The following is an 18,221-nucleotide window of genomic DNA, read 5'->3' on the forward strand; positions in this document are numbered from 1 at the left end:
TTCAGTAAGCGCTTACTAAAAATGAGCTCACCAGCACCCAGCGGTTGATCTTGCCTTTAGTTTAGCCTGAATAGCCCTTCAGCAGAGAGTGACAGCTGTTTCAGCTCGAAAGAATGTCGTTTGGGATATGTGAACCAAATTCTACCTGCAGTGAACCAAATTCCTACCTTGCCTATAGACAAAATAAAAACCACATGGCGATTACACCCCCATGTGGCTTGGATAATTTAAAAACAATATTTTTGCAAGGCGTGGTACACACCATCCTCATTATTTGACAACGTAATATCGTCTGCCAAACGCTTTAACTCCTCCGGAGAATTATCCATCGCGATGCCAAGACCGGCAGACTCCAGCATCGTTATATCATTATAGTAGTTGCCAATTGCTAATATTTCCGCTTTCTTTACCCCTCTCTGCTCAGCTAGGTTTTTCAAGGCATTTCCCTTATCAGCTTGAATATTCAAAACATCAATAAAGGTATCCGCCGATCTTGTAATATTCAGCTCCTGGCTCAAGAGGCTCAAATCGATTTGCAATTGATTTAATTGTTCACTTGTACCAATACAGGTAAATTTTATTAACGGATCTTCTAAACGATTAAATTGCGGGAGCGATTTGGGATGAATATAAAAACTGGCGTATATATCGCCTATTTCTTTACTCATCTGCTCCACCTTATCCACATAAAGATCAAACGGCGTGTTAATATCAAAATGAATCTGGTGTTTTCGGCAATAGCTCATAAAGCTTTCAAGTTGAGGGGCATTTATCGCATATTGGTTCATAATCTGGTTATTTTCAAAATCAATCGTAATCGCTCCATTGAACGTAATGCCCACACCATTTATGCCAATGATATCCGTATAAAATTTGGTGCTTGTCGGCCCTCTGCCGGTACATAATACGACTTCTGAGCCTGACGAGGAAAGCTCCTTAATGATGTTTATACTTTTTTCAGAAATAATATGATGATCATTTAATAAGGTGCCGTCCATATCAATTGCGATTAACTTATACATGCTGAAAAATTCCCTCCAGTTAGTCCTTATTTCTAGTATGTGCATGTTCGGCTTCCAAAAGTGGCCGCAAATTTCCATTTATGCTTGAACCATTATATATAAAAGTTTCATAAATTTCCACTATTATTAAATCAGCCCGCATATTTCTTCTTCCCCTCTACTTCTGAGTTTACGGCAGCCGAAGCCGCTTGTTTTCTTAAAGCGATAAATCCAACCAAAGCGATAAACACGGACCATGCGGCAAACACATACATATAACTTCCGCCATAATTTTGCTGAACCGCGCCGCCTATCGATCCTCCCAAAATGCCCGATACACCTAAAAATATCATAGCCAGCAGCGATTGGGATGTGGTTCTAAACTGCTTTGGCACCACTATTACCATATAATTTACAGCTGATGCCCAAAACAGGCTGTAGGTTATCGCTTGAAACAACTGTAAAACTAATAGGATATAAGGCTCGGCCGTATACACATAACAAACCCATCGAATGATATAAAACAAAGTCGCCGCAATAATCAGCTTTAAGGGGTGAAAGCCTTTCAATAATTTAGCCGACATATAAAAACCAATAATCTCACTCAAGCCAATGATGGCCCATGCCCATGAAATCATAGAATCGTTTGCGCCCAGTTCTTTAAAATATATGGAGAATAAAGCATCATTCATGCGATGGGGAACCGCTAAAAATAATAAAAAAATCAAAAAGATAAATATTCGTTTATCTCCTATTAACTGCACAAGGTCTCGCCAATTAAAGCGACTGCTTTCTTTGCTCGTAAATTCCTTTAGATTAAATAAGATCAATAACGCGGCAAGCCAAATGGGAAAATAGATTTTTATTAAAGCATCCAATCCTCCGATACGTTCGAAATAAGCGCCTAGAAAGACAGCGACTATACAGAAGCCAATGGAGCCCCACAATCGGATTGTACTGTATGTACTTTTAAAATTTTCGGCCATTTTTACAGTCAGCGTGTCTACCAATGGAATGGCAGAAAGGAAAAACATAAACAAAGAAACGACAAAAATAACCGAGAAGAGCTTGCTGTTTATATAAAACAAGCCAACTGCACTCAATCCTGTCAAGCACCACAAAAGCAATAAAATCCGCTTTACTGCATGCCATTTATCGCTAATGAAGCCTACAATTGGCTGGAGAAAAATCGCAAAGAAGGGACCTACCATCAGCAGTAGCCCAATTTGAGCTATGCTGAAGCCTCTCTCCGCAAGCAGTAACGGAAGGTAGGGAAGCAGAATGGCAAATGTCGAAAATACTAAAAAGTTTAAAGCTTTGATTTGAATCATTACTTTACTCATGGCCATCCTCTATCCTATGCTAGTTTGTCGAACGGCACACACGTAAACGGCTTTGCCGTCCTCTGGCGGCAAAGCTTTCGTTTCGAGTGTGAAATATAGAGAAAGGATAACGAAATGATATACTTTCCTATATTAAAAAAAGAGCCAATCTTATGCTGAAATGACTTCTTTTCATTTGATTCCTTATTTCCCATACACCTTTAGGTATTCCTTGATTTTTTCCACATTTTGCTCTTTATCGGCAGTATCGGACATATAGGCTGCAACATCGGTTATACGAGCCACGACATATATTTTCACATCGTAGGCTTTGCTCGCCTCCTCTAGGGCGGATAATGCCGTTTCAGAGCCTTTTTCTTCTCTATCTAATGCCACTAGAAATGCAGTTAATATGCCGCCCTCATTTTCCACTAACTGCTTCGTCTCTTTAATAGTTCTGCCTGATGTAAGCACATCATCTACCGCAAGAATCTTTTTACCCGCAAGCGAAGCCCCGATTATATTTCCGCCCTCTCCATATTGCTTCTGATGCTTGCGGTTGAAGGCAAAACCAACATTGCCCATATCGTTGTTATGCAGGGCTAGTGCCGTAGTTAACGCTATCGGTATCCCTTTATAGGCAGGCCCAAAAATGATATCGAATTCAATCTTTTCCTTCACAATCGTGTCTGCATAAAAGCTTCCCAGACGCGCTAACATCGCAGAGTCATTGAAGGAGCCAAAATTAAAAAAATAGGGACTTACTCTTCCTGATTTCAATGTGAATTCACCAAATTTAATGATGCCATCATCAACTATAAATTTTGCAAAGTCTTCACTAATATTTCGCATCTCATTCACCTTCCATTTCTATAAACGTTTAGGATAAAACATTCGATTTCATCAGTAATGAATCAAACGCTCTATTTTGAATCGTGTTTTGCAGCTCGGAACGGTCAAGCAGGGTTATATTTTTTTCAATAAGCCATTTGTCATCGTAAAACTGATCCAAATAATTGATCCCTGTATCCGGTATAATTGCAACAGCCGATTTTGAATCACTATGATTCAGCCAAGCTAGAGCCGCTACTACCGTCAAGCCACCAGATCCCCCCATTAAAATGCCATGATGTCGGGCTAATAAACGACACATCGAAATCGCTTCCTGGTCACTTGCAATGCACACCTGATCCAGTACTGAAATATCTGTATTATCGCTTCTCCAGCTTAGCCCTACACCATTAATCAAATAAGGAGAAAATTTTTCTCGAAACACAGCCGAACCCGCTACATCGCAAGCAACGATTTTCACATCCGGCCTTTGCGCCTTCACATATTTCCCAATTCCACAAAGATGCCCGCCTGTGCTGACTGCGCCAATAATAGAATCTACTGGCAAGTCTACGATTTCCAATGCTGTTGTTTGCGAATGGTATTGCGGATTTTGTGGATTATCATATTGATTGGTCCAGTAAGCATTGGGAAACTTTTGGAGCAGCTCCTGAACGCGGTTTAGCCGGGCCCGTTGAAAGCCTCCGTCCGCTGCTGGTGAAGTCACCATGCTGATTTCTGCCCCATAAGCCTGATACCACTTCAGCAAGCTTTCGCTTACTTTGGGATCAACCACAATAATGACACGAAACCCATAAACGGCGCCTAGCATAGCGAGGGATTTCCCAAGATTGCCCGAGGTTGATTCTACCAATATACTGTCATGATTTAATTGCCCTGAAGCAAGTGCCGCTTTTACTAAACCAAGAGCCGTTCGATCCTTGATGCTAAAGTTAGGATTAAAGTAATCCAGCTTTAAATATAGGCTTTTGCCCCTAGGAACTAAATCGTCATTTAGAGCTAAAACCGGCGTATTTCCAATACATTCCGTAATATTGTTGTATATCATTGCCTCACCCCACAATTTTAATTAAGCTATCTCCCGTGGTCAGTACTTTATTGCCGCTCTGCAAAACGACGATAGGATCTTCTACATGCAAGGCTCCAAGACCAAATTCATAATAAGGGGTCTCTATGGAAAGGATCATTCCTTCTTCAATCACATCTTCACTCGCTGGAGATAAAATAGGCAGTTCATAAGGCTCTAAACCAATGCCATGTCCAACATGATGCCTTCTATAATTTTCAAAGCCTGCTTCATGAACCGCATTCATCGTCAGATGGAACACATCCTTGCCCTTCATACCCGGCTTAACCCTTTTTATCGCCTCTTGTTGGCCTTTATGCAGCGCATTGTATTTCAAGTATTCGGCTTTAAGCTCCTTATAGGCGAAAACTCTGGCAATATCCGCCCAATAACCATCACATACAATGTCGCAATCAAACCAGAGAATATCCCCTGGCATTAAACGGTTGTCAGCACTAGGCTTTCTTTGCCCGCCAACTGCATGCCTGCCCACTTTAATCATCGGCAACGTGGGTATAGCACCTTGCTCGGCAATGGAACAAGCGAAAATTTTGACAATTTCCTGTTCGTTTATGCCCTCATATAGCTGATCTATAACGGTTTTTATCGCATTCTCGATACAAATGGAGGAATGAGCAAGCGCATCGATTTCAAAGCTTGTTTTGACCGCTCTAACACTGCGGATAACCGCCGAACTTTCAACAAACTCAACATGCGGGAGCTTGCTTTTAATCATCGATAAGCGGCTCCCTCTCATACCATCCTCATCCATTCCCACTCGCTCATTAGTGAGATTAAGCTTATTTAATAACGCCACAAGACCTTCCTCGGCATTTGAATTTCCATTATCATTATTAGATAAATCGTTCAAACGCTGCTCTTCTTCCGTTAAGGGGGCGTTCGCTGCATATTCCCGATAAAAGGTTCCATAGGTTACGACATGTCCAATTGGCGAGCGGGCATCCAAAATCTGATCAATTTCTCCTACGGAATGCACAACATGAACCTTATCGGGAGAACAGCTTGTGACGACTGCAAAGCATTGTCCAAAATAAGGATTCAACGTTTTGACTACAGGCTCAAATCCGGTAAAATATTTTATATTTTCTTTCGTAGCCGCAACGATGGCCGACAGATTATGTTCTTTCATTTTTGCTATTAAGCGCTTCGTATTAAACAGCATCATTCACCTCTTGTTTTATTCGAACTCCAATTGCTCAACTAGCTTGATAACAGCAGGGGCGAGCAAGCTGTAATGACTTGAATCCACCCAATCCACTTCGCTAATTTCGGAACATGGCACTATATCTCCGGCCCAGTCTGCCGTATAACAGATTAATTCAACATTGGCATTCTCTTTATAGGCAGGCCCGATTACCGTTCGCAAATGTTGAATGCTATCCCTCTGAACGTCTATGTTCAGCTCTTCTTTCAATTCCCTGACTAAAGCTTCTTGCGGGTCTTCGCCTGGCTCTATCTTCCCCCCTGGCAAATACCAAAGCTCATTATCCCTAACCCTTACCAGAAGCAGCTTTTTGTTGTCCTGTTTCACAAGGCAGGCACAGCTAATCGTTGTCATGTAACAACACCCTATCTACCATATTTATCATATTGCGCTTGTCATAATTCAAAAAATGTCCAGCGGCAATTCTCATTGGGTCTCCGGCATGAAAAAATTCATAGACTAACTGTCTTTGGCCAAAGCCATCGCCCGATGCATCCCAAGCGAGATTTAATAATTTTGTGCGGGATAAAGCGTCCGTTTCACCTGTAGAAAGAGAACTCGCCAAGTCGCTTAAATCCGAATGAAGAAAATCCTGATAATGCGGGGTAGACAGCATGGAACCCGCCGCAAGCGATTGTAATGTCTTAACCATCGTTTCATACATTTTCGGAAAATGATATCGAATCGCTTGAATAGCGCTGATGCTTGGGGTTATGACCCCTTCTTCGCTTAGCGTTGCATCTGCCTCACTCCATGCAATACTTGCTTTTACTAGCTCGACATAGGAGGTCAGCTCTCCTAATTTTTCCTGGATATTTATAAACCCGTCGAGCTTCAGCATTTTCGCCAGTTGAATGGAAATGCCTGTGAGGAGCTCCGCTTTAGATAATCCTCTTACAATGCCCTGATGCCCCGTGTGATTCCGAGCAAAGGTTTTATCGTAGAACAAATTCGATTTCGCAACATCTCTGAATACGAATACCTTTTCCCAAGGAATAATCACTTCATTTAAAATCAAATAGGCATCGATTTCATCAAAAGCATTAGCCAGTGGATGATCAAATGAATGATAGGCTGGCTTCACCATCGGTTTTCTGCATATTATTTTCACGCCTGGATAATCGACAGGCAAAGCAAAAGAAACCGCGTAATCCTCGTCACCCGGCTTTAACCCTGGCATATTAAATATGAGCAATTCATCTGCAATGGGTGCCAATGTTACAATCATTTTGGCCCCTGTAACGACAATTCCTTTTTGATCATGGCTTACGACTCTCACAGCTGCATATTCATTAACTTGGGAGCCTAGAGGCAAAGACCGGTCAATTTGCGGATTAATCGCTCCGTGGCCTACAAATAAGTTATTCTCTTTCACATAGTTATAATAAGCTTTCATATTCTCAGAGAAATCAGCATAGAGATGGCTGCCGAGCTGCTTGGAATGAGCATATAACGTAGCTAAAGCGGCATTAATAAAATCTGGCGTTCTGCCCAGCATGCCGAAAGAAATATCCGCTACAGCTTTATAGGATTCTCTTTTCCGCCGCAAATCCTCGACTGTTGAAGGGACTAGCAGACTCATTGCGGTATTTTGATTGCCATCTTTAAAACAATGAATATCTGATTGTGCTTCCTGCAAATCATAGTATTTTTCAATACATTCAATTGCTCCTGAAAATGCCGGGCTAGTCGCTACGTCAACTTGAACTCCGTTTAAATAAACAGAATTTCTGCCTTTCATTCTTTTCAAATAGGCACTTTTAGCTGAAAATTCATAGGTTTGCACGTTGTTCAACACCTCTTACATTATTTTTTACCATAAAATCCCTGATAACCAAATTATAAGACATTTAAATCAAACGAAATAAAATATAGATAAATTTTAGTAAATTACATATGTAATGGTAAAATACTTCTATTAAAAAGTCTGTCGAAATTAGCTGTCGAATATAAACTTTTTTTGTCGGAAATAGCATTTAAATCGTTTCAATATCATAAAAAGCAGCAGTTCCCTCCTTGGAAACTGCTGCTTTTTAGCTAATTACCGCGAAAACGAAAGCCAAAAAAATTTATGTAAGCGTTTTATTTTTTTGTAAATATACGACATTTTTAATTATGATACAGACTAATTCTCCTGTATATAACAGCAGCGTATTCCGCCTGCTTTTTTCGTAATCACCTTCCCCTTTTGGAAGCTATTTTTGGCAGAGCATGCTGCGATTAACGCAAAAAAACAGCAGGAAAAAGAACGCTTGCTGCGTTCTTTTTCCTGCTGGAGCTTCTTTATGAATGATACTTCATACTGCCTTTTTCATTCAAATAAATGATAAATTTAGCCCCTTTAGCTGCTTATACTTCTCCGCGTATTTGCTCACGCTCTGAATAAATGTCGCATGCGACCAAGTGAGCGGTGCGACCGAGAGCGGGCTGCCGTCGAACGGATTGAGCTGCTCCGCCAGCAATCCGCTGGATAAAGCATGATCCACGACCCATTGCAGCGTCTGCTTCGGCCCTTCCAGATCGTCCAGCTTCTGTGCAGAAGCAATTTGGTAATTGGCGACCCATAGCGTACAAATAATCCATGGATTGCCCGGAATTTTATCAATATCGCCGGTTTGCTGGAAATAATAATCGTTCATATACCGGGCATGTCCGCCGACATCTGTCTGGATTTTCAGCCCATCTCTGATCGCATTCATCGTCCGAATGACTTTATCATCATCGACTGGCAGCACGCCAAATTCCCAAATGCCGAATACGCTGCTCTCCATCGTCATATCCTTCACCCAGCCATTGTCCTTCTGAATGAGACCGCGCGCGAATCGTCCACTCTCCTCATCCCACAGCTGCGTCAGCATGCCGTGCTTGATTGTCTGGGCTGTATTACGGTAATGGTCGCTGCGCTCATAATCGCCGAACAGCTCGGTGAAGAAGGCTGCCGCCATTAAGCCTCCATAGACAGAAGCGACGGTATAGGTCCAGATGCCATAACGCTCTTCCCACAGGTCATAGCTCGGTTTAGGCAGCGACAGCTCAGGCTCTATATAGCTGCTGAGGAACGTAGCTGCCTTGCGGATCAAGTTGCTGTACAAGGACTGAGGCAGCTCAATGACTTGATTGCGCAAATAATCCTGCCATAATGCGAACAGGACGAGCGCCGTCTCGTCTTCCTGAATTGGAAGGCGCTGGCTGCCCTGTACGATATACGGATGCCAGCTGGAGCCAACCGTTCCGTCCGGATTGTATTTGTGGTATAAATAGCCGTCTGGTGAAAGCGCTGCTGCGCAAAAATTGAAAAATGGCGCAATAACGCTCTGGTAGCCGGCAAGCGACATCGATTCGGCAATCAAGGCGCCGTCACGCGGCCACATGTAGCTGTAATGGTCACGATTGTATTGCAATATATCCGTATCATTCGCCGCCAAAATCGCACCGCGTTCATCCACCTGCGTGCGCACGATGAGCAGGCTGTGACGGAACATGCGGCTGATGCTCTCATTCAAATCGCCCAAATCGCTCTCTGCTCTTCTCAGCCAATGATTCCAATAGATGACGACGCGGCTAAGCAGCTTTTCCGGGCTATTATCAAGGACGTATTGATTAAGCTCCTTGACCTCCTCCAGGTTTTTGCCAATCGACATCCAATAATAAAAGGTTTTTTCGCCGCCCCCCGGCACATTGGCACTCAGGCCAATCGTACTGTCTACGGAGCCTTGGGCAATTGTATTTCCCATTAGCACGCCATCCTCTGCATCACGCCATGTGCCTTCCGCGGAGTGGAATCGCTTAATACCCGTCGAATATTGCATCAAGCCGCCTTCATCGCTTGAGCCGCTGAACATAAAATAATTCGAGCGCTTGTAATGAAACAGCGTATTATTTTCCGGGTAATACGCAGCTGTATCGCCTACCTCCGAGCCGTCAATCATCAAATCCTGATGAAAAAACAGCCTTGCCTCGCGGCCATCATTGCGTAAATTTCGTACGACGACCCGCTTAATATAAATGCATTCACGCTGATGAATGCCGTCATTCATTTGCAGCTCAACACCAAGACCAGCGTGTCTGGCTACGATGTTCGTAACGAGCGAATCGTCAATATACCCAAGCTCAATGTTCCACTCGGGTTCATCCAGCCAGGAGAAGATGCCGCCAATCCAAAAGCCGAAGCGGCAAAAGTGGCCGCCCACATGATTGAGCTGTCCCACATAAGGATAATAAATATCGCGGATGTAACAGGTTTGATCCAAATTCACTAACAGCTTGCCATTGCCAATTACAAGGTGACGGGGCATGGTTTGTTCTCCTCTCGCTGTAACAAAAGTTGATGATATACGGCTACGTAGGCTTTGGCCGAGCGATTCCAGCTATAGTTCTCCTTGGAGACATTGTCTATAATTTGCTTCCAGGCCTCTGGATTGCGGTATACGCGCAGTGCTCTGCTAACCGTACTCCAATATTCATCGGCATCATAGCCCACAAAGCTGAAGCCATTTCCTTCACCAGTATATTCATCAAAAGACTGGACGGTATCCTTTAATCCCCCGGTCTCCCTAACGATCGGGACAGCACGGTAGCGCAGCGCAAGGAGCTGGCTGATTCCGCAAGGCTCGAAGCGTGAAGGCAGCAAATATAAATCAGCTCCTGCGTAGATGCGGCGAGCAAGCCTCTCGTTATAGCCAAGCTTTACCGCAATTTTGTCAGGATAACGCAGCGCGAACTGCTGCAGCAGCTGCTCATAATGCCGCTCGCCCGAACCAAGAATGACGAGCTGGATATCCTCCTGCAGCAGCAGCTCAAGCCTTGCTGTGATGAGGTCCAGCCCTTTCTGCTCTACAAGTCGGTTGACCATGCCAATGAGCGGAATTTCCTCCGATTCCGGCAGCCTTAGCTCCTGCTGCAAATCGAGCTTGTTTTTCCGTTTTCGGCTAATGGAATTACGGTATGGCGTATGCAGCGAAGAATCCTTCATCGGATCATAGGACTCATCATCAATGCCGTTTACAATGCCCAGAAGATCGCCTTCGCGATGCCGCAGCAGCTCCTCCAGACGCTCGCCATATTCATGTCCCTTGATTTCTTCCGCATAAGTATGGCTGACTGTCGTCAGCTTGTCTGCATACACGAGGCCGCCCTTCAAACAGCTGGCTGCACCATGAAACTCCAGCCCGTCCGGGCCAAAAGCCTCATCCCCCGCCCCCGTTAAATCCTGAAGCTGCTTGATGCCTAGTACGCCCTGATATTTCAGGTTATGGATAGTGAACACGGTGCGGATATCCACCCATTGTGCCGCATATTGCGTCTTGAGCAGAAACGGAATGAGCGCGGTTTGCCAATCATGGCAATGGATGACATCTGGAAGCACATCAATAAAGCTTAGCGCCTCCAGCACAGCAAAGCTAAAAAACACAAAGCGCTCAGGATCGTCTCCATATCCATATAACCCTCTACGCTTAAAATAAAACTCATTGTCGATCAAATAATAGCATACGCCTTCGATTTCTCCACGGAATAGCCCGCAATATTGATTGCGCCAGCTAAAGGAAACGTTGAAGGAAGCGATTTGTTCGAAATATTCCAAATATTCTGCTGGAATATCCTCATATTTTGGCAAAATTACGCTTGTGCCGATTTGACGTTTAACCAATGCTTTGGGAAGAGCGCCTGCAACGTCGCCCAAGCCGCCGGTTTTTGCGAGTGGCGCGGCCTCCGAAGTTGCAAACAAAATATTCATTTTTTCTCCTCCTGTTTCGCTCAAAAATGTAGCTTGCAGAGGCTGCGACAAGCTGTAGAATAGTCCCAGCTTAGCACCCAGCCTCATGCCTGCCTATTTCCTTTAAGTTAGATCGTCTTCCGCTTGCCTGCCAGGAAGGGCAGCTTCTCCGCTCCTCTTATATCCCGGTTGCAATCGACTCGTACATCCTTATCCAAAATGCTATGCTGAATCAGGCTATTTTCGCCAATGATGCCATTTTGCATAATGATGCTATTGCGAATGACTGCCCCTTTGCCAATATGGACACCCCGGAACAAAATGCTGTTCTCCACAGTCCCTTCAATACGGCAGCCATTGGCGATTAATGAGTTATTCACTTTGGAAGATTCCAAATAACGTGCCGGCGGCTCATCCTTAACCTTCGTAAAGATCGTGCCCGGCTGAAAAAACAGCTCCTTCCACACTTCAGGACAAAGCAGATTCATGCTATTGGTAAAATAGCTTTCAAGCGTATTGACTACGCCCAAATATCCATCGTATAAATGTCCATAAACCCGCAGCTTGTTCAAGCGGGAAAATATCGCATGGCGTACGAGATGATCCTGCCCTTGGGCGAGCGAGGTTTCTACGATTTCCATAAGCAAATCCTTCCTCATCACATACATTTCCATAGAGGAAATATCGCTCAGCATGCGCCCATAGTTTTCCTGAATCGATGTAATTCGGCCATCGCTGCTCATCTTGACTTTGCGCGCCTTGCCGACCAAATCATGCTGCTTCTTGCACACGATTGTAATATCCGCCCCACGTGCCTCATGCTCATCAATAATCGGATTGAAATCAATATTGCAAACCATATGGCTGCGCGTAATGACAACATACTCCGTCGTTGAGCGGTTGAAATAGTCGCGATTTTGATAAAAATGGTATAAATCGCCGCGGCTGATTTCCTGCAAATCATCCGTAGCCGGCGGCAAAATAAACAACCCGCTCTGACGATTGTTTAAATCCCAGTACTTACCTGATCCCAGATGATCCATCAGCGAGCGATATTTCGTATGCGCAAACACTGCTACCTTGCTAATGCCAGAGTTCACCATGCTGGACAAAATAAAATCAATGAGCCTGTAGCGTGCTCCAAACGGCACGGTCGCAAGGCAGCGGCTTTGCGTTAAATGCTCCAACTCGTCCGACTCGTGGATTAAATTGATAACGCCCATTATCCGGTTGCTCATGATGGCTCCACCTCCAGCAATACGTGATCATTCGCAACAAACTGTCCGACAGCTACGACGGTAATCGCATCATCCTCCGGATCGCCAATCTGCACGCCGTCTTCGATTACAGCGCCTTCGCCGATGATTGCCCTGTAAACGCGCGCCCCTTCGCCAATCCGCACATTTGGCATAATGACGGACTCGCTAACCTCACTGCCCTTCTCCATCTGGACGCCATAGAAGAGAACCGAGCGATCTACCCGCCCTTCCACAACGCAGCCCTCCGTCACCATAGATGATATCACCTCGGCGCCCGCCGCTACGTATTGCGCCGGCCGATTGGGATTGACAGAATAGATGCGCCAATCTTGATCCGATAGATCTAGCGAAGGCTCCTCTGCGAGCAAATCCATATTCGCCTCCCATAGGCTTTCAATCGTGCCGACATCCTTCCAGTAGCCGCGGAATGAATAAGCGCTGACGATGAGGCCATCCCGCAACATAGCCGGAATAACGTCTTTGCCAAAATCATTGCTGGACTGGCGGTTCGCCTCGTCATAAATCAAATATTTTTGCAATACCGACCATGTAAAAATGTAGACGCCCATCGAGGCGATATTGCTGGTAGGCTTCGCAGGCTTTTCCTCAAATGCAGTTATACGGTCTTCATCATCGACATGCATGACACCGAAGCGGCTGGCTTCCTTCCAATCTACTTCTATACCTGCTATCGTTACATCCGCCCCGCACCGCTTATGATGCTGAAGCATCAGATCATAGTCCATCGTATAAATATGATCGCCGGAAATGACCAAGACATAGCTTGGATTATATCGCTCAATAAACTCCATATTCTGATAGATTGCGTTGGCCGTGCCCTTGTACCAGACGCCGCCCTTCTGTTTCACATGCGGGGGAAGTATAGCCATGCCGCCATCGCTGCGATCCAGACCCCAAGGCGTTCCAATGCCCAAATAACGATTGAGCTCAAACGGCTGATACTGCGTCAATACACCTACTGTATCGATACCTGAATGCGTGCAATTGCTTAATGTAAAATCAATAATCCGATATTTCCCGCCGAAATAAACGGCAGGCTTGGCCAAATCCTTCGTCAGTACTCCAAGACGTTTTCCTTCACCCCCTGCAAGCAGCATTGCCAACATTTCTTTACGAGCCATGGACACCAACTCCTTATTCATGAGTGTCCCCCAGAACCTGGATGAGAGAGCAAGTCATAGCGGGGGAAAATGTGATGAGATGCAACATTTGCAGCCGTGCCCAGCCATTGTATCGCTGACGAAATAAGGCTTTCCCTTATCCCCGAGTCCCGGGCTTAAATGACTTGCCGTCTATGAAAGAGCGGTTGCAACCCGGCTCTGGCACTCCGATTTGATAGTTGGAGCAGCATTTTGGAGTAGTTGGCTTTAACAACAAACCCTTGCCACATCATAATCATGATATGACAGATTGTCCGGCAATATGAATATATGCCAGAATAGAACTGAAAAAGAGCTTCCGTCCATAAGCAGACAAACTATGGAGTTTAAGTGAATAGGGGCATCGTGCAGCTTAGCTGTGATAAATTCGTATGCAAGAGTTCTAAATTTGCGGTGGCCTTGCCATTGAGTGTAAAAAGCTGTAGTGGGGATAATCATCCTGTTATTTGGAAAGCTGCGATTGACAAGGTCTGCTCCTTCCTTTTAAATTGGACAAAAGCGACGGTTGCCTGATTATTTGCGAGGTAAATGGGGCCAAGGGCCCCATCTTGCAGCTAGTTATATTATACATCTTTCATAACCAATTGAAACCTTAAATTGCTGATTTACTGGCTGATAGAAGATGAATATGTATTATTTTATACTGTACGGGTTACGCGATGAATGTAATAATGTTTAGAGCAGTATCCCTTCGTACTCGCGCTTTTGTTACAGTTAATCCATTTACAATTCGTTACAATTTTCGTTCTGCGAGGCCGGATCGTGAGAGGGTCGCCATGACGCATAAGACGCTGATGGTGCATGGAGCATAATTCCCTGGCTTTGACGGGTTTGGTGCAATTCTCAATGATGCATTCATAATTCATGATGTATCTCCTCCGGAATCAAGCCTTTTAAATTATTTCCCTATTTATTGATTATTTTAACAAGGAAAGCGACAAGTTATAAAGCGCGCTGAGCGCCCAATAAGCTGCAATAATCGGACAGATATCCTTCTATCCGCTAGCTATATGCCTGCCAGGCTTGCGAGTTTAATTAATTAAACACTAAATCAAGGTGAAACGGTTGTCGCTGTCATCTGGCGGCAAAGCTACCGTTTCGCGATGTAATATAATTAGTGTGAACTTATAAATTGTTATATTTTAAAAATACCTTACATAAATGCCGAACTGCTGGCTCAAAGGAGCGAAAACGATTGACGGTTTTTGAAAGAGTGTTTCAAATGATGGACAGTCCTGCCGCTATTATCCGATCTGTAAAGCATTATGGCTTCATCATGGATGCCAATGAAGCTTTCATTCGCCTAACAGGTCTGGAATATGAATCATTGATTGACAAGCCGGTAGGCGAGCTGGTAGAGAACTGGTCGCTCAAGCATTTCAAGACCAGCACAAAACGGGAAGGACTGCTCCACACCTGCAAGCCGGGAGGAACGCCTGTCATGGTCGAGCATAACAACCTGAATATGCTTAACAAAGAACGCCAGGCATTATCACTCATTATACTGACTGATTTGAGCTCCCATCATTGGATTGAACGTCAATTCGAGACGAATACGGTGCTGTTTAGCGGCATTCTCGACGCGAACTATCAGGTACAATTTTTGAAAGACCCCTTCCCCGCCTATTTGATAGCCGACGGCCATTTGAATGGAGAATCTTTTCTGGAAATTGTGGCCGAAAGCGAGCATCTGCGCCTGCTGCATATTTTGGAGGAAACGCGGAAATTCAAAAAAACAAACCATATTACTGTAAAAACAACCAAAGTCAATGGCGTAGAGCTTGAAGTAAAAATTACATTCACACCCATCTTTGATGGGTTTGGACGAATTAAGGAATACGCCTTTATTGTGCTTGATTTGCAGCCTATTAACACGCATGAGTATATTGATTCCAGCATGCGGCTGAAAATTTGGATGGCAAAACGCGACATAAGCGCAGGCCAGCTCGCAGCTGCCACCGGTATTTCCATCCAGACGATTTCCAAGCTGCGCAATGGAAAAATAAAGATGCCCCAGCGGCTTACGGCTGAATTGATTGCCTCCGAGCTGAAGGTGGACTGTTTAGAGATTTGGCAAAAAATACGCAAATAAGGGATGATCTCCTTCAGGACCATCCCTTATTTGTACACTATTAGTTTTTAAGCGGCTCGGCTAGCTGCGCTTTATCCAGAAAGGCGGTCGGCTCGCCCATATAATACAGGTGCAGCTCATGCATCGCTCGCGTACAAGCCGTATAAAACAGCTTGCGCTCGTCTTCCCGTCCATAGACCAAGCTTGAAGCATTATACAAAATTACAGCATCAAACTCCACGCCTTTAGCCAAATAGGAAGGAATAACGACTATTCCCTGCTCGAACGTCGACGTTTCTTTGGCGATTAAATTGATATCTGGCACGATGGCGGACAACGCTTCAAAAGCAAGCCTGCTTTCCTCCGCAGTCTTGCCAATAACGGCAATCGAGCTGTTGCCTTGTTTCTTGAGCGCTTCGATCCGCTGGGCAATTTGCCTTGTCAGCTCTTCCTCGCCAGCAATAGCGGTAATCGTTGGCCATGGACCGCTGCGATTGAACGGAATAATCCGCTCCCCGCCCGCAATAAAGCTGCTAGTAAACTCAGAAATTTGGCGGGTGGAGCGATAGCTCCTCTCCAATACGACGCGCTCGGTTTCCTGCTCCTCATACATGCCTGACAAGGCATGGAAGCTGTCGCCGACAACAGCATGGGCGAAAATCGACTGGTTCAAATCGCCCAGCGCCGTGATTTTGCTGCTCGGGAATATTTTCTTTAAATAATGAAATTGGAAAGGCGAATAGTCCTGCGCTTCATCGACGAACAAATGCTTAACCGACGTATTCGTCTGGAAGCCCTCAAGCAGCTCCTTCAAATATAAATAAGGCGTGGCATCCTCATAAAATAACTCCTTACGCGCCAGCTTCTCCGCCGTGCCTTCGCAGATTGCAGCCCAAAGCTGCGGATATTCGCCCTCATGATCGTTTGTTTCATGAAACAGCTGGCGATACACCTTCGGCATATCCAGAAACTTAAGCCGTTTAACCCTGCTGCGCAGGCGCTTAAAGCGCTCCTGTACAATGATCGCCGCCAGACGGTCGCTCTCCCGCTTATGATCATCGAAGGAATTTTGCGTAAACCCTTCCTTATCCAGAAGCTCGCTGTAAACCGTATTATACGTCTCGTTATCGAGCAGCTCCATCTCTTCTTCTACCCAGCGCTTACCCCGCTCCTCGCGCCCGAGACGGGTCAGCTCCTTGAGCAGCCACTCGGCTGTCATGCGCAGACGGTTCGGAATCGGATGAGAACGATTTTGGCTGTAAAAATGCTCATGTATGGCCTCGGCTGTAATTAAGGTGCGGCCGCGGAACTTCATCGCCCGAAAGAGCAATCCCTTCTCGCCAAGTGAAGCGGCATAACGGTCAATCAGCCCAATAAACGAGAGGCTTGATTTGTAGCGAATCCCTTCAACGCGTGCATCATATTCGCTGCCATGAGCGGCAGAGAGCGTATACTCCAATTGGGAGAAGGGGTCCTCCAGATCAAAGGTTTGAACAAGACGATGCTCCAAATACTGCTGATACGTCGTCTGCTGCATATTTTGCTCGCCCAGCTCCGGCAGTACGGTTGCGACGTAGCTGTTAAACATTGGATTTGGCGAAAAAAGGACGATTTGATCGGCATTCAATGTACCGCGATAGCGATAGAGCAAATACGCCACCCGCTGCAGGGCAGCTGAAGTTTTACCACTTCCCGCCGCACCCTGGACGAGCAGCAGGCGAGCCCGCTCATTGCGGATAATTTGATTTTGCTCGCGCTGAATCGTCGCCACAATGCTTTTCATTTGCGAATCCGACTGTTTGCCTAGCACCGCTTGCAATATTTCATCGCCAATCGTTACGCCCGTGTCGAACATGCCTTCAATTTCGCCCTGACGAATAATATACTGGCGCTTTAGCGTCATTTCTCCGGAAATTTGCCCACCTGGCGTCTCATATTTTGCAGGTCCCGGCGAATAATCGTAATAGAGGCCGGATATAGGCGCACGCCAGTCATAAATTAAGTAGTTGGCTCCGCTTTCGTCGAGCAGGGAACCCACTCCTAAATAAATCGGTTCCATTGCCTCACGGCTCTCGCCATCCTCTACAAAATCAATACGACCGAAATACGGCGACTGTGCCAGCTTCTTCAGCAGTCCCAGTTGTTCCATCGCCACGCGGCGAGTCCGTTCCCGTTCCGACAGCAATTCCGCCTGCTGCTTCAAGCTGGCGTGCGTCTCCGCAGATTCTGCGGAATCCTCAAAGTTGACCGTTACGTCATCCCAGAAATTTTTACGAATATCTACAATATCCTCGCGCAGGTCTCCAGCCTGATCCTGCAAGCCGTCGATTTGCTCCTTGACCCACTTCGTTACCCGATTGACTCGCAGCTGTTCCTGTTCAAGCTCATAATTCGGCATCATAGGTCACGCTCCTTTATATATAAAAGTAGTACTTCCGCATTTGTATAAATAAGAAATAAACATTGCCTGCCCTAAAACAAGCGATTATAATGGCAAAGGCAGAAATATAATCATACATGCTGCATCGCAG

General features: G+C 45.3%; 13 protein-coding genes. 1 reads left to right on the top strand and 12 read right to left on the bottom strand.

Features of this window, described 5'->3' with window-relative positions:
- Window positions 1-227: 227 nt before the first annotated feature.
- From ABEW34_RS08440 to ABEW34_RS08490, 11 genes are all read right to left on the bottom strand, one after another.
- Entirely contained in the window at window positions 228-1,022 is a 795-nt protein-coding gene (locus tag ABEW34_RS08440) for a Cof-type HAD-IIB family hydrolase (RefSeq protein ID WP_430157042.1), read from the bottom strand.
- 131 nt (window positions 1,023-1,153) lie between these two features.
- Entirely contained in the window at window positions 1,154-2,344 is a 1,191-nt protein-coding gene (locus ABEW34_RS08445; RefSeq protein WP_430157045.1) for an MFS transporter, read from the bottom strand.
- A gap of 183 nt (window positions 2,345-2,527) precedes the next feature.
- Window positions 2,528-3,175, bottom strand: coding sequence for an orotate phosphoribosyltransferase (gene pyrE / locus ABEW34_RS08450; RefSeq protein WP_430157048.1), 648 nt, complete (start codon window positions 3,173-3,175; stop codon window positions 2,528-2,530).
- 28 nt (window positions 3,176-3,203) lie between these two features.
- On the bottom strand, window positions 3,204-4,223 hold the full coding sequence (locus tag ABEW34_RS08455; protein WP_430157051.1) for a PLP-dependent cysteine synthase family protein: 1,020 nt from the start codon (window positions 4,221-4,223) through the stop codon (window positions 3,204-3,206).
- Window positions 4,224-4,227: 4 nt separating this feature from the next.
- Entirely contained in the window at window positions 4,228-5,424 is a 1,197-nt protein-coding gene (locus ABEW34_RS08460) for a M24 family metallopeptidase (RefSeq protein WP_430157054.1), read from the bottom strand.
- Between the two features lie 15 nt (window positions 5,425-5,439).
- A complete protein-coding gene (locus tag ABEW34_RS08465; RefSeq protein WP_430157057.1) occupies window positions 5,440-5,820 on the bottom strand; it encodes an NUDIX hydrolase in 381 nt (126 codons plus the stop codon).
- On the bottom strand, window positions 5,807-7,252 hold the full coding sequence (locus tag ABEW34_RS08470; protein ID WP_430157060.1) for a 4-hydroxyphenylacetate 3-hydroxylase family protein: 1,446 nt from the start codon (window positions 7,250-7,252) through the stop codon (window positions 5,807-5,809). The genes ABEW34_RS08465 and ABEW34_RS08470 overlap by 14 nt, the downstream gene beginning before the upstream one ends.
- 529 nt (window positions 7,253-7,781) lie before the next feature.
- Window positions 7,782-9,761, bottom strand: a complete 1,980-nt coding sequence (locus ABEW34_RS08475) for a glycoside hydrolase family 15 protein (RefSeq protein WP_430157063.1) — start codon at window positions 9,759-9,761, stop codon at window positions 7,782-7,784.
- Entirely contained in the window at window positions 9,743-11,200 is a 1,458-nt protein-coding gene (glgA, locus tag ABEW34_RS08480; RefSeq protein ID WP_430157066.1) for a glycogen synthase GlgA, read from the bottom strand. Before glgA ends, ABEW34_RS08475 begins: the two co-directional genes overlap by 19 nt.
- Window positions 11,201-11,307: 107 nt before the next feature.
- On the bottom strand, window positions 11,308-12,417 hold the full coding sequence (gene glgD, locus ABEW34_RS08485; protein WP_430157069.1) for a glucose-1-phosphate adenylyltransferase subunit GlgD: 1,110 nt from the start codon (window positions 12,415-12,417) through the stop codon (window positions 11,308-11,310).
- A complete protein-coding gene (locus ABEW34_RS08490) occupies window positions 12,414-13,580 on the bottom strand; it encodes a glucose-1-phosphate adenylyltransferase (RefSeq protein ID WP_430158517.1) in 1,167 nt (388 codons plus the stop codon). The genes glgD and ABEW34_RS08490 overlap by 4 nt, the downstream gene beginning before the upstream one ends.
- 1,234 nt (window positions 13,581-14,814) lie before the next feature.
- On the opposite strand from ABEW34_RS08490, the gene ABEW34_RS08495 reads away from it, so the two are divergent.
- Entirely contained in the window at window positions 14,815-15,711 is an 897-nt protein-coding gene (locus tag ABEW34_RS08495) for a PAS domain-containing protein (protein WP_430157072.1), read from the top strand.
- Between the two features lie 40 nt (window positions 15,712-15,751).
- Here the strand turns inward: ABEW34_RS08495 and helD are convergent, their stop codons facing one another.
- The gene (gene helD, locus ABEW34_RS08500; RefSeq protein ID WP_430158519.1) at window positions 15,752-18,088 is read right to left on the bottom strand and encodes an RNA polymerase recycling motor HelD; all 2,337 of its coding nucleotides are present in this window, start codon (window positions 18,086-18,088) and stop codon (window positions 15,752-15,754) included.
- Window positions 18,089-18,221 lie beyond the last annotated feature (133 nt).

It is taken from the genome of Paenibacillus algorifonticola (assembly GCF_050481745.1).
In the GTDB taxonomy this organism is placed as follows: domain Bacteria; phylum Bacillota; class Bacilli; order Paenibacillales; family Paenibacillaceae; genus Pristimantibacillus; species Pristimantibacillus algorifonticola_A.

Bases quoted from the DNA above. Each gene is read 5' to 3' on its own strand.
- glgD (WP_430157069.1), bottom strand. From the start codon at position 12,417: ATGAGCAACCGGATAATGGGCGTTATCAATTTAATCCACGAGTCGGAC.
- ABEW34_RS08440 (WP_430157042.1), bottom strand. From the start codon at position 1,022: ATGTATAAGTTAATCGCAATTGATATGGACGGCACCTTATTAAATGAT.
- helD (WP_430158519.1), bottom strand. From the start codon at position 18,088: ATGCCGAATTATGAGCTTGAACAGGAACAGCTGCGAGTCAATCGGGTA.
- glgA (WP_430157066.1), bottom strand. From the start codon at position 11,200: ATGAATATTTTGTTTGCAACTTCGGAGGCCGCGCCACTCGCAAAAACC.
- ABEW34_RS08460 (WP_430157054.1), bottom strand. From the start codon at position 5,424: ATGCTGTTTAATACGAAGCGCTTAATAGCAAAAATGAAAGAACATAAT.
- ABEW34_RS08445 (WP_430157045.1), bottom strand. From the start codon at position 2,344: ATGAGTAAAGTAATGATTCAAATCAAAGCTTTAAACTTTTTAGTATTT.
- pyrE (WP_430157048.1), bottom strand. From the start codon at position 3,175: ATGCGAAATATTAGTGAAGACTTTGCAAAATTTATAGTTGATGATGGC.
- ABEW34_RS08455 (WP_430157051.1), bottom strand. From the start codon at position 4,223: ATGATATACAACAATATTACGGAATGTATTGGAAATACGCCGGTTTTA.
- ABEW34_RS08490 (WP_430158517.1), bottom strand. From the start codon at position 13,580: ATGGCTCGTAAAGAAATGTTGGCAATGCTGCTTGCAGGGGGTGAAGGA.
- ABEW34_RS08475 (WP_430157063.1), bottom strand. From the start codon at position 9,761: ATGCCCCGTCACCTTGTAATTGGCAATGGCAAGCTGTTAGTGAATTTG.
- ABEW34_RS08465 (WP_430157057.1), bottom strand. From the start codon at position 5,820: ATGACAACGATTAGCTGTGCCTGCCTTGTGAAACAGGACAACAAAAAG.